The organism is Pseudomonas sp. F-14 TE3623, from assembly GCF_053629015.1.
Window position 1 is genome coordinate 1,775,418 of record NZ_JBRJHM010000001.1, and the last position, 22,351, is coordinate 1,797,768.

Below are 22,351 nucleotides of genomic sequence, written 5' to 3' on the forward strand. Positions count from 1 at the left end.
GGGATCAGTGAACCACTGAGTTGGGCGGCAAATGCCCGAGCCGTTCAGTCAGGCGAATTCGCTGGATCGGATCGTCACTGAGCAGCAGCGCATGCTCCAGGTCAAAACGCTCGGCATTCGGGCAGTCGAGTCGTTGATAGAGGCTGGCCCGGGCCAGATAGTCGGAAGCGCTGGCGTTGCCCAATTCAAGCACGCGCTCGGCGTCGATCAGGGCGTCGATGTAGTCATCGTTCGTGAGGTACAACTGGCGCAGGTTGCGCGACAGTCGCTGCAGCATCTGCACCGGTTCGGCAGTCAGTAAATGCTCGGCGCCGAGCTGCATGTTCGGGCCGTACTGGCGTTGCAGTAACTCCCGGCAGTCGTTGGGGTATAGCCGTCGCCCGCCGCAAGGGTCGAGCAGATGATCGGCGCCTTGCACCCGCAGCAGGAAATGCCCGGGAAAGTTGACCCCGACCATGGGAATCTCCAGCCTTCTGGCCAGTTCCAGCGCAATCAGGCCCAGCACCAGCGGCTGGCCCCGCCGACGTTCCAGTACTTTATTGAGTAACGCCACTTGCGGGCGCAAGGGCGTGGAGTCGTCCTGAGCGAACCCCAGGTCATTCATTCGCCGCAACAACGGTTGGGCCAATTCACTCACCGGCAGCATCGGCAACCCGTAGCTGACCCGCTGTTGCAGGTCCTTGAAGTCCGCCAGCACCGCCTCGGGATCCAGCTCTTTATCGTGTTCCACAGCAATCCACAGCGCCGCCTCGAACAGCGCGGGCGGTGATCGTTGCAGACAGTCGAAAAAACGTTGGCGCGGGGTCATCAAAATCTCCGAGGAATGCCTCGTTTTAGCCCCGTCGCGCGCTTTCGTCCAGTCCTGCACATAGGTAGTAACAGGTTATGTCCGAAAGCGTTCAAAGCGGACTCGCTTATTCCGGTGCGCTTCTGCAATTTTTGTGCGCAAGCCTATACTGGCGACTACAAGAAGTGATTCGGGAGCCCTACGATGTTCGCTCTCATGCAAAGCACTCGCCTTGAATCGCTGCACCTGAGCGTTGATCCGGCCACCGGGTTGAAGGCGGTGATTGCCATCCACAACAGCCGTCTGGGACCTGCCCTGGGCGGGTGTCGTTACCTTGCTTACCCCAGCGATGAATCTGCGATCGAGGATGCTGTGCGCCTTGCCCAAGGCATGAGTTACAAGGCGGCCCTGGCCGGCCTGGCTCAGGGCGGTGGCGTCGCGGTGATTCTTCGCCCGGCCCATGTGGAAAACCGCGCAGCGCTATTTGAAGCCTTCGGGCGCTGCATTAACGAACTCGACGGTCGCTACATCACCGCCATCGACGCCGGCACCTCGGTGGCGGACATGGATTGCATCGCCCAACAGACGCAATTCGTCACCAGCACCACTGCCGCGGGCGACCCTGCACCTCACGCGGCCATGGGCGTATTCGCGGGTATTCGCAGCACCGCCATGGCCCGCTTGGGCAGCGATAATCTCGAAGGCTTGCGCATCGCCATTCAAGGCCTGGGCAATGTCGGTTATGCCTTGGCCGAACAGCTACACGCGGCCGGTGCCGAGCTGCTGGTCAGCGACATCGATCATGGCAAAGTGCAGCTGGCCATGGAGCAGTTGGGCGCTCATCCGATCGCCAACGATGCACTGCTCAGCACACCGTGCGACATACTCGCGCCTTGCGGCCTGGGCGGTGTGCTAAACACCAACAGTGTGTCGCAACTGCGCTGCGCGGCGGTCGCCGGTTCGGCAAACAACCAGTTGATCCATCTGGAAATCGCCGATCAGCTGGAGCGCCGGGGCATTTTGTATGCGCCCGATTACGTGATCAATGCCGGCGGGCTGATCTACGTGTCGCTCAAACACCGTGGGGAAGAGCTGACGACCATTACCGCGCACCTGTCGAAAATCAGTTCACGGCTGACCGAAGTATTCGCCCATGCCCAAGCGGAAAAGCGTTCTCCGGCCCGGGTGGCGGATGAGTTGGCGGAGAAAGTGTTGTACCGGTGACGCTGTACCGGTGAAAAGTTTGAAAGGAGTGAGAGCCTATCCGGCCATTGCTCCCCAAGCCCTGCGCCACAAACGTCGGGCCTGACAAATGCACGCCGACTCACGCGTGCCAGGAGCCCTGTGATGCTTCACAAGGTGGAGTTGCCGTACACCCGATTTTTATCCCCTGACGGCCAGTTGCTCGGCAATCTTCCCTCTTGGGCCGACGATTTCAATCTGCTGACGCGCCTGTATCGGCAGATGGTCCTGACCCGCCTTTTCGATCAGAAAGCTGTCGCCCTGCAACGCACCGGGCGCATCGGCACTTATGCGCCGACCTTGGGCCAGGAAGCCATTGGTGTCGCGGTCGGCAGCCTGATGCACGCCGAAGACGTACTGATCCCGTATTACCGAGACACCGCCGTGCAGTTGATGCGCGGTGTGGGCATGGAAGAAATCCTGCTGTATTGGGGCGGCGATGAGCGTGGCAGCGACTTTGCCGACCCGGCGGTCGCTCAGGATTTCCCGATCTGTGTGCCGATCGCCACCCAGGCCCTGCATGCCTGCGGCGTCGCCAGCGCCTTCAAGATCCGCGGCGAGCATCGAGTCGCGGTCACCACCTGCGGCGACGGCGGAACCAGCAAAGGTGATTTCCTCGAGGCCCTCAATGTTGCTGGCGCCTGGCAGTTGCCGGTGGTGTTTGTGATCAACAACAACCAATGGGCGATCTCGGTGCCGCGACGAATCCAGTGCGGCGCTCCGACCTTGGCGCAGAAAGCCATAGGGGCCGGCTTCCACGGTGAACAAGTCGACGGCAATGACATGCTCGCCGTTTACGACCGCATGCAAGCGGCCCTCGAACGGGCGCGCCACGGTAAAGGCCCGGTGTTACTCGAATGCCTGAGCTATCGCCTCGGCGATCACACCACGGCCGACGATGCCACGCGCTACCGATCGGCGGACGAGGTCAAGCAGGCTTGGCTCGAAGAGCCGATCAAACGCCTGCAACGCTTCATGGCCGGGCAAGGCGTATGGGACGAAGGCCGCGAACAGGCACTGATCAGCGAATGCCAAGGTTTGGTGCAGGGGGCTGTGGATAACTTCGAAGCGGCTGGCCTGCAGGCACCGGAATCGGTGATTGATCATGTCTACGCCCAGTGGCCGCAAGCCCTGGCCGAGCAGCGCGAAGAATTTCTCGAACGGGTGGCGCGCCGGACGGGAGGTTCGGGCCATGAGTAACGGTAAGGTGACGCTGCTGGAAGCGGTGAATCTGGCGTTGCATCGGGCCATGAGTGAAGACGAAAACGTCATCGTCCTCGGTGAAGACGTCGGGGTGAATGGGGGCGTGTTCCGCGCAACGCTGGGCCTGCGCGACAGCTTTGGTTTCAAGCGGGTGATCGACTCGCCGCTGGCCGAAACCATGCTCGGCGGGCTGGTGGTGGGCATGGCGGCCCAAGGCCTGAAACCGGTGGTGGAAATCCAGTTCATGGGTTTCATCTACGCCACCATGGAGCACCTGGTGTCCCACGCCAGCCGCATGCGCAACCGCACGCGCGGGCGGATCACCTGCCCGATGGTGATGCGTACGCCGATGGGCGCAGGGATTCGTGCGCCGGAACATCACAGCGAAAGCACTGAAGCCCTGTTCGCGCACATTCCGGGGCTGCGGGTGGTGATCCCATCCTCGCCAGCCCGGGCCTATGGCTTGCTACTCGCGGCCATCGACGACCCGGATCCAGTGATATTTCTCGAACCCACCCGACTCTATCGAATGAACCCGCAACCACTGCTGGATGACGGCAAGCGCCTGCCGCTGGACAGCTGTTTCACCCTGCGTGAAGGCAGCGACCTTACCTTGATCAGTTGGGGCGCCAGCGTGATGGAAACCCTGCAAGCCGCCACGCAACTGGCCGAGCAGGGCGTCTCGGCGGAAGTGATCGATGTCGCCAGTATCAAACCGCTGGACCTCGACACGATGGAAGCCTCGGTGCGCAAGACCGGTCGCTGCGTGATCGTGCATGAGGCACCACGTTCCTGCGGGGTCGGCGCGGAAATCGCCGCCAGTCTCTACGAACGGGTATTTCTGGAGTTGCAGGCACCGATCCAGCGAGTCACCGCGCCAGACATCCCGCCGCCGCTGTATCGACTGGAATCGCTGTACATGCCCGGCGTCGAAGACATTCTTCATGCCTGCGACATCGTCATGCAGCACTACCCTTGAAGAGACGCCTGAGGCCGAGGAGGTTGCGATGAAATATTTCAAACTGCCGGATCTGGGCGAAGGCTTGCAGGAAGCGGAAATCGTTCGTTGGCACGTCAAGGTCGGCGATACCGTCAAGGCCGACCAACTATTGGTGTCGGTGGAAACCGCCAAGGCGCTGGTGGACATTCCCGCGCCCTACGACGGCGTAGTGGCGAAAACATTCGGTGGCGAGGGCGACATCCTTCACGTTGGCGAACCTCTGCTCGGTTACGAAGGCGAAGCAGATGCGGGCACTGTGGTCGGGCGGCTCGAGGGCGGCGGCACGAATCAGGAGGATGCATTTTTTATCGGCGCTGCGCCTTCGACTCGTGAGCACCTGGCGAACCGTGCCACGCCGGCGGTGCGTCAACTGGCTCGGCAACTCGGTGTTGAACTGAATGCCTTGGTCGGCTCCGGTCAGAACGGCCAGATCACCCGCAACGACGTAGAAAACGCGGCCCAGACGGAACGCGAACGCTTCGGCGGCGAGAAGCTGCGCGGTGTGCGACGCAGCATGGCGCTGAACATGGCCAGGTCCCATGCTGAAGTAGTGCCGGTGACTATTTTCGGTGATGCCGATTTGTATCGTTGGGGACAGGCGCGAGAACCGCTGATTCGTCTGGCCAAGGCGATGGCGGCAGCCTGCGCCGTAGAACCGGTGCTCAACAGCGCCTTCGATGGCAAAACCCTGGCGCTCAAGCAACACGAACGACTCGATTTGGGCATTGCCGTGGATACGCCGGACGGCTTGTTCGTGCCGGTGCTGCGCGATGTCGGTCAGCGCTCGGCGGCGGATTTGAAGGAAGGTGTGATGCGTCTGCGGGCCGACGTGCAGGCGCGCTCGATCCCGCCTCAGGAAATGATGGGAGCGACCCTGACTCTGTCGAACTTCGGCACTTTGTTCGGCCGCTACGCCAATCCGGTGGTGGTGCCGCCGCAAGTGGCGATCCTCGCCGCCGGGGCGATCCGCGATGAACCGGTGGCGGTCGAGGGGGCAGTGGTGGTGCATCCGATCCTGCCGTTGTCCCTGACCTTTGATCATCGGGTGGTCACCGGTGGCGAGGCGGCGCGGTTCTTCAAAGCGTTGGTCGAGGCGCTGGAACAACCCGAGGCCTAGGTTTCTTGCAGACATGAAAAAGGCCCTGAGCCATTTGACTCAGGGCCTATTCAATTCGGGCATTGCTTACTTTGGCGTCTTGGCGGCTTTGGCTGGCTTGGTCGGCTCAGCGCCCGCTACTTCAACGGGTGCAGCTACTTCAACAGGTTCAGTGGCTTTAACAGGTTCAATGGCTTCGGCGGGTGCATTCAGCAGTTCGGACAGTGCGTCCGGCTGGCTCTTGAATGCCTTGGCGAATACATCACGGTTCTTCGCCATGTAAATCCCGGCTTCTTCCACTTGCTGTTCGGTCAGGGACGGAACGGCTTTTTGCAACACTTCAGCCAGCAATTCGGCCAGTTCGAGCATTTTGTCATGACGGTCAGCTTCGGCTTTATCCATGAACAAGCGCTCCAGATCTCGGCTGCTGCGGTATACCACTTCGACGGCCATTCACCACCTCACATGCCTTCACATTAGTTGTCTGTTTCGACTACTGTATTTATATACAGCTAAAAGGATAAGCGAATCCCTGCGCTTTGGGTAGCGGCTTTTTAATGTAGACCGTAATCGGCGTTTGTCAGGTGAACCGTGTCGCTCCCATCGCGAGCAGGCTCGCTCCCACAAGAGATCTGCGGCGTACACAAAACCATTGTGGGAGCGAGCCTGCTCGCGATGGGGTCCGTCCAGACACCACAAAAAGTGTCCAGTAGCAGCGCATCGCCATCTCACCCAACAGTATCTGGCCTTTTTTCTGCATGCAGAACAATCGTCACGTCCAACCCGCATCATCCGCTCGAACCGAGCTAAGGAACATTCAAAGTGAAAATCAACTGGGCCGAGAACCTGCGGCAGAACGTGCACCAACTGGCCGAGTCCCTGGGCAACCTGTTCGTCGAGACCTTCCACTACCTGGCGCTGTTCGCCATCGGTGCGGTGACCGCGTGGGCGGCAGTGATGGAATTTCTCGGAATGCTCGAACAGGGGCACATCAAGATCGATGACATCTTGCTGCTGTTCATCTACCTGGAACTGGGGGCGATGGTCGGGATTTACTTCAAGACCAACCACATGCCGGTGCGCTTCCTGATCTACGTGGCGATCACCGCACTGACGCGGCTGCTGATCTCCAACGTCTCGCACCACAATCCGCCGGACCTGGGGATCATCTACCTGTGCGGCGGGATTTTGCTGCTGGCGTTTGCGATTCTGGTGGTGCGTTACGCCTCGTCGCAATTTCCTTCGGTGAAGATCGAACACCCGCAACGCAAGATCGGTGCGGGTTCCGGTGAGCATCCAGAGGTGGAGAAGGGCGAGATTTAAAGCCCCATTGAAGGTCGGGGCCGGGATTTGACCAAGGGCGGCGGCGGGTTGCGATTGTCGCTGTCGGTCATGGCTTCAAGGATGGCGACGGCGCTGTGGCCCTGTTCGATGGCGATGCCGAATTGAATGCTTTGCACCAGGCGTTTGAGGCGCTTGGGGTCATTGCGCTGTTCGGCACTGATCATCCGTTTGGCCACTACGCGGCCACTTTTGGAGAGGGTCAGCATGATGCTGCCGTCCAGCCCCTGAATGCTCAGGTTAACTTGATAATCCGGTGCAAAGGCATCGGTAATGAGCTGAAAAGGGTTGTCCATAATGCGTCACCGCCTGATTGAACGTGCAGTTGTTGACGGCCATGATCGGGATTAGTTCGCAACACCAGACCACCGGCCTTCCATGTTCATGCGCTTTCATCCGTGTTGCGTAGGGGATATAGCAAGGTGCATGCCGGAAAAATTGTCGAACAATGAACACGGCAAAAAAATGGCGGGCACCCTGGCCCGCCTTCTTTTTGCCTGCCCGTTTCAGGGCATGAACGAGTAGATGATCGCAGACAGTGCAATCAAACCGATCAACACCACGAACACGTTCGAGGCCTGATTCGAGTACTGGCGCAAGGCCGGCACGCGGCGGATGGCGTACATCGGCATCAGGAACAACAGACACGCGATGATCGGCCCGCCGAGGGTTTCGATCATGCCCAGGATGCTCGGGTTGAAGGTCGCCACGGCCCAGCAGCTGAGGATCATGAACAGCGCAGTGATGCGGTTCAACCAACTGGCGGACATGACGCGACCACGGCCACGCAGGCTTTTCACGATCAGGCCCTGAAAGCCTTCGCTGGCGCCGATGTAATGGCCGAGGAAGGATTTGGTGATTGCCACCAGCGCAATCAACGGCGCGGCGTAAGCGATGACCGGAGTCTGGAAGTGGTTGGCCAGATACGACAGGATCGAGATGTTCTGCGCCTTCGCCGCGGCTAAATCAGCCGGGGACAACGCCAGCACGCAGCTGAAGCAGAAGAACATCACCGTGACGACCATCATGGCGTGAGCGATTGCGAGAATGCCGCTGCTTTTGCGTTCAGCTTGATCGCCATAACGCTGTTTCTGATCGACGGCGAAAGCGGAGATGATCGGCGAATGGTTGAACGAGAACACCATCACCGGAATCGCCAGCCACAAGGTCTGGAAGAACAGCGGCAAGGGCATGCCTTCGCTGGCAGTGGCGAAGAACGCGCCGTTCCAGTTCGGGATCAAGCTGACGCCGAGCAGCAGCAACGCTGCGACGAACGGATAAACCAGCACGCTCATGCATTTGACGATGACGCCCTGACCGCAACGGACGATCGCCATCAAGCCGAGAATCAGCCCCAGCGACAGAATCGCCCGAGGAGGCGGGGTCATGTGCAACTGGTGCTCCATGAGGCTGCTCAGGGTGTTGGTCAGCGCCACGCTGTACACCAGCAAAATCGGGAAGATCGCGAAGAAATACAGGAGCGTGATCAGCTTGCCGGCACCGATGCCGAAGTGTTCTTCCACCACTTCGGTGATGTCCCCGGAACGCCCGGATAACACGAAACGCGTCAAGCCACGGTGGGCGAAGAAGGTCATCGGAAACGCAAGCACCGCCAGTATCAGCAGCGGCCAGAAACCACCGACACCGGCGTTGATCGGCAGGAACAACGTGCCGGCGCCAATCGCCGTGCCATAGAGGCCAAGCATCCAGGTGGTGTCGTGTTTGCTCCAGCCTTTGTGGGTTATTTCGCTATTGCGTGTCAGGTCTACAGCGGGATTATCGGCAGCAGGTGTACGTACATCGGTCATCGTTTTTGCCTCGTTATTATTCTTGCTCGGGCTCACGTATTGCGGGCTGTCAGGAAATGTTCTTCAACATTCCACCCAGCTAACAGCCAGGCCGCCCCGTGAAGTTTCTTTGTATTTGTCGTGCATGTCGGCGCCGGTATCGCGCATGGTGCGGATCACCCGGTCCAGGGAAATGAAGTGCTTGCCGTCGCCGCGCAGGGCCATTTGCGTGGCGTTGATCGCCTTCACGGCAGCGATTGCGTTGCGCTCGATGCACGGCACCTGCACCAGACCGCCAACGGGGTCGCAGGTCAGGCCGAGGTTGTGTTCCAGGCCGATTTCGGCGGCGTTTTCCAGTTGCTCCGGGGTGGCGCCGAGTATATCGGCCAAGCCGGCGGCGGCCATGGCGCAGGCGGAACCGACTTCGCCCTGGCAGCCGACTTCGGCGCCAGAGATCGAAGCGTTTTTCTTGCAGAGAATGCCTACGGCCGCAGCGCCCAAAAAGAACGCCACGACGTCATCGTCCGACGCGTCCGGGTTGAATTTCATGTAGTAGTGCAGCACTGCGGGAATGATCCCCGCCGCCCCGTTTGTAGGCGCGGTCACCATACGTCCGCCGGCCGCGTTTTCTTCGTTCACGGCAAGGGCGAACAGGTTGACCCACTCCATGGCTGACAGGGTGGAGCTGATGACATTCGGTTTGCCGATTTCCAACAGGCTGCGGTGCAATTTCGCGGCGCGGCGCGGAACATTCAGACCGCCGGGCAGGATGCCTTCGTGGCGCAAGCCTTGCTCGACGCATTCACGCATTACCGACCAGATATGCAGCAACCCCTGGCGGATCTCGGCGTCGCTGCGCCAGGCCCGTTCATTTGCCATCATCAACTCGGAAACTCGCAGACCGTGCTGGTTGCAGAGCTTGAGCAATTCGGCGGCACTGGAGAAATCGTAGGGCAGCACCACATCGCTGGCCGGCGCAATGCCGGACTCGGCTTCGGCTGCTTCGATGATGAAACCACCGCCCACCGAGTAGTACGTCTGCTCGAACAGCTCACCGGTTTCGCCGAAGGCTGTCAGAGACATGGCGTTGGGGTGGTAGGGCAGACTCTCGTCGAGCAGCAGGAGATCGCGCTGCCAGTTGAAGGCAATGGTCGATTTGCCGGCCAGACTCAGTTCGCCGGTTTCACGCAAGGTCTGGATTCGGCTGTCGATTGAATTCGGATCAATGCTGTCCGGCCATTCGCCCATCAGGCCCATGACGCAGGCACGGTCAGTCGCGTGGCCGACGCCGGTGGCCGAAAGGGAGCCGTAGAGGCGAATTTCTACCCGCCGTACGTCGGCCAGTAAATGTTGGTCAATCAGGGCTTGGGCGAAGGTTGCGGCGGCGCGCATCGGGCCGACGGTATGGGAACTGGACGGACCGATGCCGACTTTGAAGAGATCGAAAACACTGATAGCCATGCTAAAGCCTATACAAGCAATGGAAGAGAAATCGCCGCCATTTCTGTAGGACAAGCGCAATGTCGGCGATACTGCCAACCTCGGTCCTACGTGACCAACGAAACTTCCTAAGACAGCCTTTAGCAGGACTAAACAATGAGTCGCCAATTGCACGCCCAGACTTACGTCTGGCTGCACGTGTTTTCGTGTGCCGCGCGGCACTTGTCCTTCACCCGTTGCGCCGAAGAACTGCACATCACGCCGGGGGCGGTCAGTCAGCAAATTCGCCAACTGGAAGAGCGGCTGGGTTTTCGCCTGTTTCATCGTCGCGCCCGGGGTGTGGAATTGAGCGCCGAAGGCCAGCGACTGGCCATCACCGTCAACGAGGCCTACGGCAGCATCGATGCAGAATTGCGACGACTGGATGCGGGAATGATCAGCGGGATTTTGCGGTTGCGCTCGATTCCCTCGTTCCTGAGCAAGTGGCTGACCCCGCGCCTGCCGCGTTTGCAACAGCGCTTTCCGGATATTCAGCTGCGGCTGGTGGCCGAGGACAGCAGTGTTCCGTTGCATGAAGGCGATTTCGATCTGGCGATTGACCTGAACGACGGCAGTTATCCCGGATTGTTATCCACAGCCTTGTTGGATGAGCAGATCTTTCCGGTGTGTGCCCCGAGCCTGTTGCGCGCAAGGCCGCCACTGCACGGCCCGGCAGACCTGGTGCATTTTCCGTTGCTGCACGACATCACCGCCTGGCGCGGCAGTTACGAGTACGCGGAGTGGGAGTTTTACCTCAACGCTATCGGCTTCGAAGGCGCGGATGTGCGGCGCGGGCATACCTTCAATCGCAACCACCTGACCATCGAAGCGGCGATTGCCGGGATGGGGGTGGCGATTGCGCGGCGAACGCTGCTCAACGATGAACTGGAGCGCGGGACGTTGATCGTGCCATTTGGCCTGGCGGTGCCTAATCACAAGCGTTACGTGCTGCTCTATGCGCCGGGCGCGCTGAGTCATCCGGGCGTACGCGCGGTGCATGACTGGCTGGTGGAGGAAGCGGGGGTATTTCGTAGTCTGCACCCGCTGGCGGAGCGGCAGATGTGAGCAGCTTGGGGGCATCTGACAGGGGCGACCCAACTCCCGACATTAACAGCGCTTTTGCCTGTTGTCCGGCTTTTTTTGCGAATGAATATTTATCTTTTTTTAGGGGTTGAAATGTTCTGCGCGCACACCGATTGTGTAACCAAGAGGTCACGGTGATGAAGCCCAAGGGCCAGCCGAAGGGCCTCTCGCGAGCTAGCTGAAATAAGGGATGAACTATGCAAATCCAAGTCAATAGCGATAACCATATTCAAAGCAGCATCCGACTGGAGGAGTGGGTACGTACTACCATTGAGAGCACGCTCGAACGTTATGAGGAGGACCTGACCCGCGTCGAGGTCCATCTGCGGGACGAGAACGGCGACAAGCCCGGTCCCCACGATATGCGCTGTCAGCTGGAAGCGCGGCCAAAAGGCCACCAACCGATTTCTGTCACTCATAAAGCCGCTAACCTGGAACTGGCGATCGACGGTGCGGCCGAAAAACTCGAACATGCGCTTGAGCATCTGTTCGGCAAACTGCGGGGCAAACCACGTGCCGCTGTGGTGCCGTTCGAAAGGCCTACGGCCGATGCGCTGCTGGAAGACGAGTTTCTCGAGAACGAACAGGCTGCACAAAACGGCTGAGGCCTGATTAACTTTTTACCTTCCCACTTTATCTCCACCTAAAAAGCGGGCCTGCATTGCAGGCCCGTTCTTGTTTCAGCATCCACCGGTCCCTGTCGCGAGGGAGCTTGCTGTGGCGAGGGGGCAAGCCCCCTCGCCACAAGGGTGTGCGCTAGCCGCCATTGAATCAAAACGCGATTGAAGTCTGCACATACACCGTCCGCGGTTCTCCCACGTACTTGCCCTTGTTGTTGTCATCGAACGAGCGGGTGAAGTACTGGTGGTTAAAGATGTTCTTCACCCCCACCGCCACGTTCAGGTCCGACAACTTCGGCCCGAAGTCATACGCCGCGCGACTGCTGAACAACATGTACCCCGGAATCTTGCCGGTGCTGCCATCGGCGCTTTCGGCCGAGGTGTTGGCGTTGTCAGCGAACTGATCACTCTGATAGCTGCTGTCCAGGTTCAGTTTCCACGCGCCTTCGGTATAACCGACGCCGAGCGTGCCTTTGTGTTTCGAGGAGAACGGTACACGATTGCCCTTGTTCGCCCCGTCTTCGCGGATGGTCGCGTCCACATAGGCGTAAGTCGCGTACACATCGAAACCGGCCAGCGCCGGGCTCAAATCGTCGAGCGCGTAGTTGATGCTGGTTTCGATGCCTTGATGACGTGTTTCGCCTCGGGCGATCACCGAGTCGTTGGTTTGATTGCTTTCATATTGGTTGTCGAAGTTGATCAGGAACGCACCAATCTCTGCCCGCAACGCGCCGTTGTCGTAACGGGTACCCAGCTCCCAGGTGCGCGCCTTCTCCGGTTTGACTTCGCCGCTGGTCACCCGGTTAGGCATCTGGCTGTACTGCACGCTGCCGAACGATCCTTCGGTATTGGCGTAGAGGTTCCAGCTATCGGTCAGATGATAGAGCACGTTCAACGCCGGCAGGGCAGTGTTGTAGTCGCCCTTGTATTTCACGTTGGTCAGGTTGTTGGTCTGCTGCGACTCGATCATTTCGTAGCGGATGCCTGGCGTGATCGTCCATTTGCCGATGTCGATCCGGTCGTCGACGAAGAACGCGTTGGCCTCGGTGCCGCCTCGGGTATCGCGGTCGTTGCGGCTGTTGGTGGTCGGGTATTCGTTGCTGGCGATCGGCGTGCGGTAGCGCAGTTCGTGGCCGGCTTCGTTGATGTAGCGATAGCCGACGCCGACTTCATGGCTGGTCTGGCCGAGATCGAAGCCTTGGGCGAAACGGGTTTCCAGGCCGCGTACCCAGTATTCGCGAGGCGACAGCGAGAGGAACGTGCCCTGGTCCAGATAACCGCTGCGCAGGGTTTTGGTGAAGAAGGTATTGGCGGTGAACTCGCGGCGATCTTCCTGATAGCGATAGCCGAAGTTGAACATCGTGCGGCGGCCCCAGAACTGGTCTTTCGGGCGGGTCGACTGGTACGGGTCAGCATCGTAATCGGCGACGTTCAGGCCGCCGGGCATGTCGGCTTTGCCTTCGTAGTACTGGGCCATGGCGTTGAAACTGTTGGCATCATCGAGCTGGTATTTGCCCTTGAGGATCAGGTCGTCGATTTCGGTGTCGCTGTGTTCGCGCCAATCACCGCCGCGGGTTCCCGAGTACAGAATCGCGCCGCCCAGACCGTTATCGGCGGTTCCGCCGGCCAGTAAATTGCCGGTGGTTTTGAAACCGTCATGGCTGGACGAGGGACTGGTTTCGGTCTGGAAGCCGCCTTTGACCGTCGGCTCATCGGGAATGGCGCGAGTCACGAAGTTGACCACACCGCCGACGTTCTGCGGCCCGTAGCGCACCGCACCGCCGCCGCGCACCACGTCGACCGCGTCCATGTTGCCCATGCTGATCGGCGCAAACGACAACTGCGGCTGACCATAAGGTGCGAAGGGCACCGGAATGCCGTCCATCAATACCGTGGAGCGCGAGGCCAGTCGTGGGTTGAGCCCGCGAATGCCGAAGTTCAGTGCCATGTCATGGCTGCCGGTGCCGTTGTTGTCCGGCGCATTGACTCCCGGGATGCGGTTGAGCACGTCCCTGGCCTGAGTTGCGCCCTGGCGTTCGAATTCTTCGCGGCGGATCACGTCTCGAGCGCCTGGGTGTTCGAAGACGTTGGTTTGCGCCGCATCGCCGAGCCAGTCGCCGACCACTTTCGAGGTGTCCAGCTCCAGTGCCGCATCACCCGCCAGTTGCAGGCTGAAGGCATTGTCGCCCTCGGCGCGGGCTTGCAGGCCGGTGCCTTCGAGCAACGCGTTCAAGCCCTGCGAAGGGGTGTAGTTGCCTTCCAGGCCGCGACTTTGCACACCGCTGGTGACTTGCGAGCCAAAGGAGATCAGTACGCCGGCTTCACGACCGAACTGGTTGAGTGCGCTCTCCAGCGAGGACGGTGCGATGTGGTACGACTTGGCATCAGCGGCATGCACCAGTGGCAGAATGCCGAAGCTCAGGCTGGCGCCCAGCAAAAGTTGGCGCAAGGTGCGAGCCATAGGTGTGAGACGGGTGGGTTGCATGGAGGGCGATCCTGAGAAGGTTGAATCAAGGGGGCTTTCCTTCTCTGTCACGCCAGATCTGAAAAACGGCTCATTTTTTTGAAGATCGTTCCCACGCTCTGCGTGGGAATGCCTCAACGGACGCTCCGCGTTCGGCTCTGGAAGTGACGCGGAGCGTCACGGGCTGCATTCCCACGCAGAGCGTGGGAACGATCACTAGGCCCATGCCTCGACCGTCACCCAATACCGGGTAAAACGCCTCACCTTCACTGGCAAACTGATTTCCAGCAGATCAAGAATCCGCTCGCTGTCGTCCAGTGGATAAGTCCCGGAGATCAGCAGATTGGCAACATTCGCCGCGCAATTGAGCTGCCCCCGGCGATAGCGACCGAGTTCATCGAGGAAATCCCCCAGGCGCATATGAGCGGCCACCAGCATGCCGTCGACCCAGGCGCCGCTGTTGGCGTCCAGTGACTGGGGAGCGCCGATGTCGCGTGAGCCGAAGCTCAACTGCCGGGCGGTTTGCAGCATCCGTGGCGACCCGCCATCGGGCGTCAATTCGACGCTGCCTTCGAGCACCGCCACGTGAGTGTGATCGGAAAACTGCCGCACGTTCAGCCGCCCACCTTGGGTTTTCAACAGGCCTTGTGCGGTCTGTACTTGAAACGCTTGGGCGGCGGTCAGCAGCATCTCGCCTTCAAGCAAGCGGATCAGCCGCTGCTGACCTTCGACCCGCACATCGACCGAACTGGCGGTATTGAGCTGCAATTGGCTGCCATCGCCGAGCGGCACTTTACGTCGCTGGCCGATCGGGCTGCGGTAGTCGGCCAGCAACGGCGTCAACGGACTGTGCTCGCGCATGCCCCAGGTGAGCGCCGAACCCGCGCCGAGAATCAGCAGCAGCTTCAATGCCTGACGACGGCCGGCGGATTTCGGTGCGTTGAGGGCGGCATGGGCCAGCGGCGAAGACACACCGCGCAAGCGTTGATTGACCCGTTGAATGTGTTCCCAGGCCCGTCGATGTTCGCCATGAGCATCGAGCCATTGCTGCCAGGCAATTTGCTGGCGCGGGTTTAACGGTCCTTGCTGGACTTCCATCCACCAGTGCACGGCCTGTTCGGCCACTTGAGATGAAAAATCCCCAGGACTGTTCATCGTGCGAAGTAGCAGCGCATCGCCGCTTTGTTCAGGTGCCTTTTGACGGTGGCAATGGAAATACCCAGTTCGGCGGCGATCTGTGGATAAGTCAAACCATCGAGCTGAGCCAGCAAAAAAGCGCGTTTGACCAGACGCGGCAAACCGTCGAGCAACTGGTCGAGCTCCATCAGCGTCTGCAGGATGATCGCCCGATCTTCCTCCGACGGCGCGACGATTTCCGGCATCTGCGCCAACGTATCGAGGTAGGCGCGCTCCAGGTCCTGACGACGATAATGATTGAACAACACACGCTTGGCGATGGTGGTGAGGAACGCTCGCGGCTCAATGATCTGCTGCGTTTCCCGTGCCGTCAGCACTCGAATGAACGTGTCCTGAGCCAGATCCGCGGCGCTGTCAGGGCAGCCGAGTTTGCTCCGCAGCCAACCGGTGAGCCAGTTGTGATGGGCGTGATAAAGGACTTCGACGGTAGTGGCTGACGACAACGGAACCGCTCCGGACGTATTTCGATACGTTAGAGAACAAGAATTGTTCGCATTGTAGGGGCGGGGCCTGGATCCGGCAATCGACTCTTGGCCGGTTTTTCTGGTCCGGAAACCGCATCATCGTTCTTCGCGAGCAAGCCCGCTCCCACAGGTGACCGCGTTCTCTCAGAGGAATGCGGTCGAACGTGGGAGCGGGCTTGCTCGCGAAGGCGGCCGAACAGGCACCGAAAATCCACTGGATTGCAGCGCTATCGCAAAAACGCCTGCCGATACTCCCCGGGCGTGCCACCCAACGCCTGGCGAAACCGGTTGGTGAAATGGCTTGCACTGGCAAACCCACAGGCCAACGCAATATCTCCCAACGGCTGCGACGTTCCGCGCAACAATTCCCGTGCCCGGCTCAGTCGCCGAGCCAACACATACTGATGCGGCGGCAGACCGAAGCTCACACGAAACATCCGTGCAAAGTGGTATTCCGACAGCGCACACAACCCCGCCAATTGCCCAAGGCTGATCGCTTCGGCCATTTGATGGTCGATGAACTCCACCAACTGCCGTCGTTGATGCGCAGCCAACCCACCCTTGAGGCGCAGGCCCTGGCGCACGCCGACCTGGCTGAGCAGGGCATGGTTAAGCATTTCATGGGCCAGGCTGCTGGTGAGCAGGCGTTCGCCGGGTTCATCCCAGTTGAGGGCGATCAACTGCCGAAAGCGCCGGGCTTGCTGCGGGTCTTCCAGGAACGTGTGCTCGCGCAACTGCAATTCCCGCGGTTCGCGATCCAGCAGCGTGACGCAGCCAAAGGCAAATTGTTCGGGGCTGAAATACAGGTGGGCCAGGCGAATATCGCCATTGATCACCCAGCCTGACTGATGGTCGGCCGGCAGAATGCACAGCTTGTCCGGGCCGCCCTTGTTACCTGGCTGGTCGCGGCGAAAGGTGCCGGTGCCGCCGGCGATGTAGCACGACAAGGTGTGATGGCTCGGCGCTTCGTAGTCCTGGGCGTCATGGTGGTTGTTCCACAAAGCCGCAGCCATGCCGTCACCGAGCTCGGCGCTGTGCTCCAGGCGAGCATTGGGCGAGCGGTTAAGCGCTTGAAAGACTTGCAGGGTCTCGAGTGACACTTGTGCGGCCATGATCGGTTCTCTCCAACGCTTTGCATCCTACTCCGTAGATGTTGACCTGCCAGCCCGCCGGCGACAAAAGCGCAAGTTTATGCAAGTGCAAAAAGGTTTTGCTCCGGACACTGAAGGCCTATTCAGGAGTCTTCACCATGAACCTTTCGTTGTATCTACTGACCGTGCTGATCTGGGGCACCACCTGGATTGCCTTGAAATGGCAACTGGGCGTGGTAGCGATTCCGGTGTCGATCGTTTATCGCTTCGGCCTCGCTGCGCTGGTGCTGTTCGTGATGTTGCTGCTCAGCCGTCGTCTGCAACCGATGAACCGTCGCGGGCATCTGATTTGCCTGGCGCAGGGGCTGTGTCTGTTCTGCATTAATTTCATGTGCTTCCTCACCGCCAGCCAATGGATTCCCAGCGGTCTGGTCGCCGTGGTGTTTTCCACCGCCACCCTGTGGAACGCCTTCAATGCGCGGGTGTTCTTCGGCCAGAAAATTGCTCGCAATGTATTGATGGGCGGTGCACTGGGGTTGCTCGGATTGGGCCTGTTGTTCTGGCCAGAGCTCGCCGGTCATACCGCCAGCCCTGAAACCTTGCTCGGTTTGGGTCTGGCGTTGCTCGGCACCTTGTGTTTCTCGGCCGGCAATATGCTGTCGAGTCTGCAACAGAAAGCCGGCCTGAAACCCCTGACCACCAACGCCTGGGGCATGGCTTACGGCGCGGCGATGTTGACGGTGTGGTGTCTGGTCAAAGGCATCCCGTTCGACATGGAATGGAATGCCCGCTACATCGGCTCGTTGCTGTACCTGGTGATTCCCGGCTCGGTGATCGGCTTCACCGCCTACCTGACGCTGGTCGGGCGCATGGGGCCGGAACGGGCGGCGTATTGCACCGTACTCTTTCCGGTGGTGGCGCTGAACGTGTCGGCGTTTGTCGAAGGCTATCAATGGACGGCGCCGGCACTGGTGGGGCTGGGGCTGGTGATGTTGGGGAATGTGCTGGTGTTCCGTAAACCCAAGGCGTCGATGGTGCAAGGAAACGGCAAATTGGCGTGAGGTTCCCTGTGGATCGAGCGCTGAACAGCTCAGCGCTCGATCCTGACGGCCACATAAATCAATAACGGTAATATAAAGTCGACAATGTGTCGGGCCCAGTCCTTGGCGTTCCAGGTTTGTGACTCATCCATGTTAAACCATTCGACACCGATGACTTGGAGGCCGATGTAATAAACAAACATGGCAACCAATAGTCCGATAATCGCAAACTTTTTTGCTTCGTGAAAATCTTCGGGAGAAGCATGGATGTTTCGGTAAAGATGAAACGTGCCAAGTAGGCAGAAAGCCGTATAAATAACTTCCAGGGTGATAATGATCCAGTAGATCCGATGATGGAGCATGGGTGAGGTAATCGCCCGGTAACTCAGGTTTAAATTCTCTCGGGTGGTGTCCATGCTCAGGACGTGGCCGACATACTCATAATTGGTCGCATAGTCGGTAAAGTTGCTGTACATCACCAGCAGGCCAAAGAAGCTGATATAAGCCATTAATATGACTTTGCTGTACCTGATAAGTTGATCGGTTGTTGGCGGGTTCAAGATTTATGCTCTCCATAGCTAAGTCCCGTGAGGGCGGGTAAGTAATGGAGAGTCTATCGTGTGTGTCTGCTTTACGACGGTGGACTGAATTGCAAAGTATGTAGTGAGCAGGCAGGCGTTTGAAACGCCTGCCCTTATTCAGTCAGCCTTTCCACACTTGTAGGTTCACCAGATCTTGCGGCCGCTCACCCAACAAGGCACTGCGCAAGTTGGCCAAGGCACGGTTGGCCATGGCTTCACGGGTTTCGTGAGTGGCCGAGCCGATATGCGGCAAGGTCACGGCGTTTTTCAGTTGGAACAATGGTGATTCGGCCAGCGGTTCTTTCTCATAGACGTCCAGGCCGGCGCCGCGAATCCGGTTGTTTTGCAGCGCTTCGATCAGCGCCGGTTCGTCCACTACGGGGCCGCGGGCGATGTTCACCAGAATGGCGCTCGGTTTCATCAACGACAGTTCACGGTGGCTGATCAGGTGTTTGGTTTTTTCGCTGAGCGGCACCACCAGGCAGACGAAATCGGCTTCGGCCAGCAACTGGTCGAGGCTGCGGAACTGCGCACCGAGCTCCTGTTCCAGCTGGGTCTTGCGGCTGTTGCCGCTGTAGATAATCGGCATGTTGAAGCCCAGTCGACCGCGACGAGCGATGGCCGCGCCGATGTTGCCCATGCCGACAATCCCTAAGGTTTTGCCATGCACATCGCTGCCGAACAACGGCGCGCCGACGGTGGCTTGCCATTGGCCGGCCTTGGTCCAGGCGTCCAGCTCGGCAACGCGGCGGGCGCTGCTCATGAGCAAGGCGAAGGCCAGGTCGGCGGTGCTTTCAGTGAGGACGTCGGGGGTGTTGGTGAGCATGATCCCGCGTTCGTTGAAGTAGGCGAGATCGTAGTTGTCGTAGCCGACCGAGACGCTGGAGACCACTTCCAGTTTGCTGGCGTTTTCCAGTTGCGCGCGACCGAGTTTGCGACCGACGCCGATCAGGCCGTGGGCGTGGGGCAGGGCTTCATTGAACTGGGCGTTGATGTCGCCGTTTTTCGGGTTCGGCACGATCACGTCGAAGTCTTGTTGCAGACGTTCGATCATCGGTGGGGTGATACGGCTGAAGGCGAGGACGGTTTTTTTCATTGGAGGCGGCTCGTCGGGCTTGGAGAATGCCAAGCACGCTAACATTCTTCCCGGACATTATGCGAGCGCTCGGATTGCCGGGTGTACGGCATCCAAAACTGTAGGAGCGACCTGTGGCGAGGGGGCTTGCCCCCGTTGGGTTGCGTAGCAGCCCCAAAATTTTTGATATACCAAAGATCTTGTGAGTGCTACGCACTCAAACGGGGGCAAGCCCCCTCGCCACAGTTCGCTCCTACAAGGGATCAGCTGTGTGGCGCGGAATTTGGTACGTTGAGGTTATCCAGCATCCGGTTCACCGCCAGCTCAGCCAGCATGACGATTTGCTGAATCGCCATGGCCGTATTCCGATGCGGGCCTTCCAGATAGGTCGCAAAATTGCTGGCCATCACACTGGCCTGGGCCAACGACTCACAGGTGTGGGCCAACAGGTCTTCGTCTTTGATCGCCGGTGCGAGCATATACATCGTACTGGGTTTGCGGATGGTCGGTGATTTGAGGGCCGCGGGATTGAGGTAGTGATTCAACGCGCGTTCAGCGGCTTCGTTGAGTTTTTTGGAATTGGGGGATTCGTAGGGGGAAACGTCGTCGGTTTCCGGGGGATTCGGTGTTTCTTTGATCATGGGAATTACTCTATGACAGGATTATAGAGCTGCTATTTTCGTTTCCAAGCGAAGGGTGGCAGCCATGCGCGGTCTGGAAAACCGGAAATCCCATCAAACCCGGCAGACCCGAAGGTCTCCCGCGCACAGCCGCCATAACAAGGAATTGCGTGCAGAAAAAAGCGCCGCAGTATGCCATGTGCTGTGATGGGAATATCAGGTTTCCAAGCCTGGTCACTGATTTGGCAGCGACCCCTAAAGCCTACCCACTTCGCTTCCGAAGCAACAACCGTCAAAACTTGTCGGAAACGCCCTCAAAAATCACCCCGTCTGTAGGAAGAGCCGACGGCTCTCCCTGGACGACATGTGAGTGTTCAACAGGCTGCCGATTACTCGAATAGCTTTTCCAGATGTCGCTGTCCGGGTTTTATATGCTCCAGATTTTCAACATTAATTTCGCCAATCACTTGATGACTTTTTATACCGTCCATGATCGTAAAGTTGAAGGTGGCCTTGAGTGTTCCAACCTTAAAGTTGAAATCGAACGTGATATGCCCGACATCCTTTTTCGGGTAGTAAGGTCGGTGCCATGATCCACCATCGGGGTCGGCCCAGCTTTCGATGAAGGTAGGGGGCTGTAAAACATCGTCCGATTGAAATTCGTATCGTTTGTTTTCAATGTTTGCCGGGAACCTCATGGTGATGTCATTCCATTCGGTTTCACTGATTTGATGCCTGGTGTGTAAAATAACCACCTCTCCATCAGTGACAAAAATAGTAGGTGTTCCATCGTAGTCGGTGAACTTAAAGTTGTTGTGAATTTTGGCGATCAGTTGGCCGGTGGCGGAGCTGGAGTTTTTATTTGAACCCGTGTAATAAATATTCATACTCGTATCCCTTCGAATGAAAAATGAAATTGCTCATGGAGTTTCCATTCGAAGAGATACTTCGTCTACTGTCAGATCTGACAGGTTATTTATATTGATTGGCTATCGAAGCGATGATTTTGGCATTCCTTTGCCATAAGCCAATGCTACGCAATGGGTTAATTCGCCAACCGAACCCCACCCAAACTCCCACTCAACTCATACGCCGCCAATTCCGCCTGATGCGCCGCCAATATCTCCGGCAACGACCCGCGCAAGTATTCCACCCACGTCTTGATCTTCGCATCCAGATACTGCCGCGACGGGTAGATCGCATACAGATTCAGTTCCTGCGAACGGTAGTTCGGCATCACCCGCACCAGCGTGCCGTTACGCAGCCCTTCAATCGCCGCATACACCGGTAAAACGCCAACTCCCATGCCACTGGTGATTGCAGTCTTCATTGCATCAGCGGAGTTCACCAAAAACGGCGAACTATTAATGGTGACCATTTCCTGGCCGTCGGGGCCGTCGAAGGTCCATTTTTCCAGCGGGATGACCGGGCTCACCAGGCGCAGGCAGGCGTGGTTGAGCAAATCGCTGGGTTTGTGTGCGCAACCGTTGGCTTTTACATAGGCGGGCGATGCGCAAACGATGCTGTAGGTGATGCCCAAACGTTGGGAGACGAAGCCCGAGTCCGGCAGTTCGCTTGCGAGCACGATGGACACGTCGTAGCCCTCGTCGAGCAGATCCGGCACGCGGTTGGCCATGGTCAGGTCGAAGGTCACGTCCGGGTGGGTTTTGCGGTAGCGGGCGATAGCGTCGATCACGAAGTGCTGACCGATGCCGGTCATGGTGTGCACCTTGAGTTGCCCGGCCGGGCGCGCATGGGCGTCGCTGGCCTCGGCTTCGGCTTCTTCGACGTAGGCCAGGATCTGCTCGCAACGCAATAAGTAGCGCTTGCCGGCCTCGGTCAGAGCGATGCGGCGGGTGGTGCGGTTGAGCAGACGGGTTTGCAGGTGGGCTTCCAGGTTGGAGACCGCGCGCGAGACGTTGGCCGTGGTGGTGTCGAGTTGCACGGCGGCGGCGGTGAAGCTGCCGGCCTCGGCCACGTAACTGAAGGCGCGCATGTTTTGCAAAGTGTCCATGGGGTGCTCTCTTGGCGAATGGCAAATTGTGACACGAAGTTGCTGATTCTTTACAGGAGACTAAAGAGGCGACCAAGGGATTATCGCGTTAACGGTAACAAAGATTCACAAGAATCCCGGCTTATCGCCAACAAGGCCCACCCCTAGAATTGCGCCGGTCCCATGTA

The 22,351-nt window shown here is 58.9% G+C and carries 21 protein-coding genes and 1 pseudogene; 8 read left to right on the forward strand and 14 right to left on the reverse strand.

The window, feature by feature from the left end:
• Window positions 1-4: 4 nt before the first annotated feature.
• Complete coding sequence (locus tag AB7M29_RS07935) at window positions 5-808, reverse strand: SirB1 family protein (RefSeq protein WP_052966684.1); 804 nt, start codon at window positions 806-808, stop codon at window positions 5-7.
• Window positions 809-991: 183 nt separating this feature from the next.
• On the opposite strand from AB7M29_RS07935, the gene AB7M29_RS07940 reads away from it, so the two are divergent.
• The 4 genes from AB7M29_RS07940 (at window position 992) to AB7M29_RS07955 (ending at window position 5,349) form a co-directional block, all read left to right on the forward strand.
• Window positions 992-2,011, forward strand: coding sequence for a Glu/Leu/Phe/Val dehydrogenase dimerization domain-containing protein (locus AB7M29_RS07940; RefSeq protein WP_454246650.1), 1,020 nt, complete (start codon window positions 992-994; stop codon window positions 2,009-2,011).
• Between the two features lie 123 nt (window positions 2,012-2,134).
• Entirely contained in the window at window positions 2,135-3,229 is a 1,095-nt protein-coding gene (gene pdhA / locus AB7M29_RS07945) for a pyruvate dehydrogenase (acetyl-transferring) E1 component subunit alpha (protein ID WP_217857677.1), read from the forward strand.
• Window positions 3,222-4,211, forward strand: a complete 990-nt coding sequence (locus AB7M29_RS07950) for an alpha-ketoacid dehydrogenase subunit beta (protein ID WP_217857678.1) — start codon at window positions 3,222-3,224, stop codon at window positions 4,209-4,211. The genes pdhA and AB7M29_RS07950 overlap by 8 nt, the downstream gene beginning before the upstream one ends.
• Window positions 4,212-4,239: 28 nt before the next feature.
• Window positions 4,240-5,349: a dihydrolipoamide acetyltransferase family protein gene (locus AB7M29_RS07955; RefSeq protein ID WP_454246651.1), complete on the forward strand. Its 1,110-nt coding sequence runs from the start codon at window positions 4,240-4,242 to the stop codon at window positions 5,347-5,349.
• Window positions 5,350-5,526: 177 nt separating this feature from the next.
• Here AB7M29_RS07955 and AB7M29_RS07960 read toward each other — a convergent pair.
• Window positions 5,527-5,781: pseudogene (locus AB7M29_RS07960) on the reverse strand (YebG family protein); the annotation flags it as partial.
• 369 nt (window positions 5,782-6,150) lie between these two features.
• Here AB7M29_RS07960 and AB7M29_RS07965 point away from each other — a divergent pair.
• Entirely contained in the window at window positions 6,151-6,651 is a 501-nt protein-coding gene (locus AB7M29_RS07965) for a phosphate-starvation-inducible protein PsiE (protein ID WP_007903272.1), read from the forward strand.
• On the opposite strand, the gene AB7M29_RS07970 is transcribed toward AB7M29_RS07965, so the two are convergent.
• From AB7M29_RS07970 to AB7M29_RS07980, 3 genes are all read right to left on the reverse strand, one after another.
• A complete protein-coding gene (locus tag AB7M29_RS07970) occupies window positions 6,648-6,965 on the reverse strand; it encodes a DUF3509 domain-containing protein (protein ID WP_454246652.1) in 318 nt (105 codons plus the stop codon). The two genes, AB7M29_RS07965 and AB7M29_RS07970, sit on opposite strands and share 4 nt — an antisense overlap.
• A 210-nt stretch (window positions 6,966-7,175) precedes the next feature.
• On the reverse strand, window positions 7,176-8,477 hold the full coding sequence (locus tag AB7M29_RS07975) for a serine/threonine transporter (RefSeq protein WP_217857680.1): 1,302 nt from the start codon (window positions 8,475-8,477) through the stop codon (window positions 7,176-7,178).
• Window positions 8,478-8,540: 63 nt separating this feature from the next.
• Entirely contained in the window at window positions 8,541-9,917 is a 1,377-nt protein-coding gene (locus AB7M29_RS07980) for an L-serine ammonia-lyase (protein WP_063341512.1), read from the reverse strand.
• Between the two features lie 135 nt (window positions 9,918-10,052).
• On the opposite strand from AB7M29_RS07980, the gene AB7M29_RS07985 reads away from it, so the two are divergent.
• Window positions 10,053-11,000: a LysR substrate-binding domain-containing protein gene (locus AB7M29_RS07985; protein WP_052966675.1), complete on the forward strand. Its 948-nt coding sequence runs from the start codon at window positions 10,053-10,055 to the stop codon at window positions 10,998-11,000.
• A 215-nt stretch (window positions 11,001-11,215) separates the two neighbouring features.
• A complete protein-coding gene (locus AB7M29_RS07990) occupies window positions 11,216-11,623 on the forward strand; it encodes an HPF/RaiA family ribosome-associated protein (RefSeq protein ID WP_008070486.1) in 408 nt (135 codons plus the stop codon).
• 166 nt (window positions 11,624-11,789) lie between these two features.
• Here AB7M29_RS07990 and fecA read toward each other — a convergent pair whose 3' ends face one another.
• The 4 genes from fecA to AB7M29_RS08010 all read right to left on the reverse strand — a co-directional run bounded on the left by fecA (window position 11,790) and on the right by AB7M29_RS08010 (window position 16,875).
• Window positions 11,790-14,123: a TonB-dependent Fe(3+) dicitrate receptor FecA gene (fecA, locus tag AB7M29_RS07995; RefSeq protein WP_454246653.1), complete on the reverse strand. Its 2,334-nt coding sequence runs from the start codon at window positions 14,121-14,123 to the stop codon at window positions 11,790-11,792.
• A gap of 195 nt (window positions 14,124-14,318) precedes the next feature.
• Complete coding sequence (locus tag AB7M29_RS08000; protein WP_454246654.1) at window positions 14,319-15,257, reverse strand: FecR domain-containing protein; 939 nt, start codon at window positions 15,255-15,257, stop codon at window positions 14,319-14,321.
• A complete protein-coding gene (locus AB7M29_RS08005; RefSeq protein ID WP_454246655.1) occupies window positions 15,254-15,742 on the reverse strand; it encodes a sigma-70 family RNA polymerase sigma factor in 489 nt (162 codons plus the stop codon). Before AB7M29_RS08005 ends, AB7M29_RS08000 begins: the two co-directional genes overlap by 4 nt.
• Before the next feature lie 248 nt (window positions 15,743-15,990).
• The gene (locus AB7M29_RS08010) at window positions 15,991-16,875 is read right to left on the reverse strand and encodes an AraC family transcriptional regulator (RefSeq protein ID WP_454246656.1); all 885 of its coding nucleotides are present in this window, start codon (window positions 16,873-16,875) and stop codon (window positions 15,991-15,993) included.
• A 137-nt stretch (window positions 16,876-17,012) separates the two neighbouring features.
• On the opposite strand from AB7M29_RS08010, the gene AB7M29_RS08015 reads away from it, so the two are divergent.
• Window positions 17,013-17,915, forward strand: coding sequence for a DMT family transporter (locus tag AB7M29_RS08015; RefSeq protein ID WP_454246657.1), 903 nt, complete (start codon window positions 17,013-17,015; stop codon window positions 17,913-17,915).
• A gap of 29 nt (window positions 17,916-17,944) precedes the next feature.
• Here the strand turns inward: AB7M29_RS08015 and AB7M29_RS08020 are convergent, their stop codons facing one another.
• From AB7M29_RS08020 to AB7M29_RS08040, 5 genes are all read right to left on the reverse strand, one after another.
• Complete coding sequence (locus AB7M29_RS08020) at window positions 17,945-18,454, reverse strand: DUF2165 family protein (protein ID WP_454246658.1); 510 nt, start codon at window positions 18,452-18,454, stop codon at window positions 17,945-17,947.
• A gap of 142 nt (window positions 18,455-18,596) precedes the next feature.
• Window positions 18,597-19,571 carry a 2-hydroxyacid dehydrogenase gene (locus AB7M29_RS08025; RefSeq protein ID WP_454246659.1) on the reverse strand — a complete coding sequence of 325 codons (975 nt, stop codon included), beginning with the start codon at window positions 19,569-19,571 and terminating at the stop codon, window positions 18,597-18,599.
• A gap of 242 nt (window positions 19,572-19,813) precedes the next feature.
• On the reverse strand, window positions 19,814-20,191 hold the full coding sequence (locus AB7M29_RS08030; RefSeq protein WP_123719957.1) for a DUF6124 family protein: 378 nt from the start codon (window positions 20,189-20,191) through the stop codon (window positions 19,814-19,816).
• Between the two features lie 368 nt (window positions 20,192-20,559).
• Window positions 20,560-21,057, reverse strand: a complete 498-nt coding sequence (locus AB7M29_RS08035) for a hypothetical protein (RefSeq protein WP_123719956.1) — start codon at window positions 21,055-21,057, stop codon at window positions 20,560-20,562.
• A 158-nt stretch (window positions 21,058-21,215) separates the two neighbouring features.
• Window positions 21,216-22,184, reverse strand: coding sequence for a LysR family transcriptional regulator (locus AB7M29_RS08040; RefSeq protein ID WP_123719955.1), 969 nt, complete (start codon window positions 22,182-22,184; stop codon window positions 21,216-21,218).
• Between the last annotated feature and the right edge of the window lie 167 nt (window positions 22,185-22,351).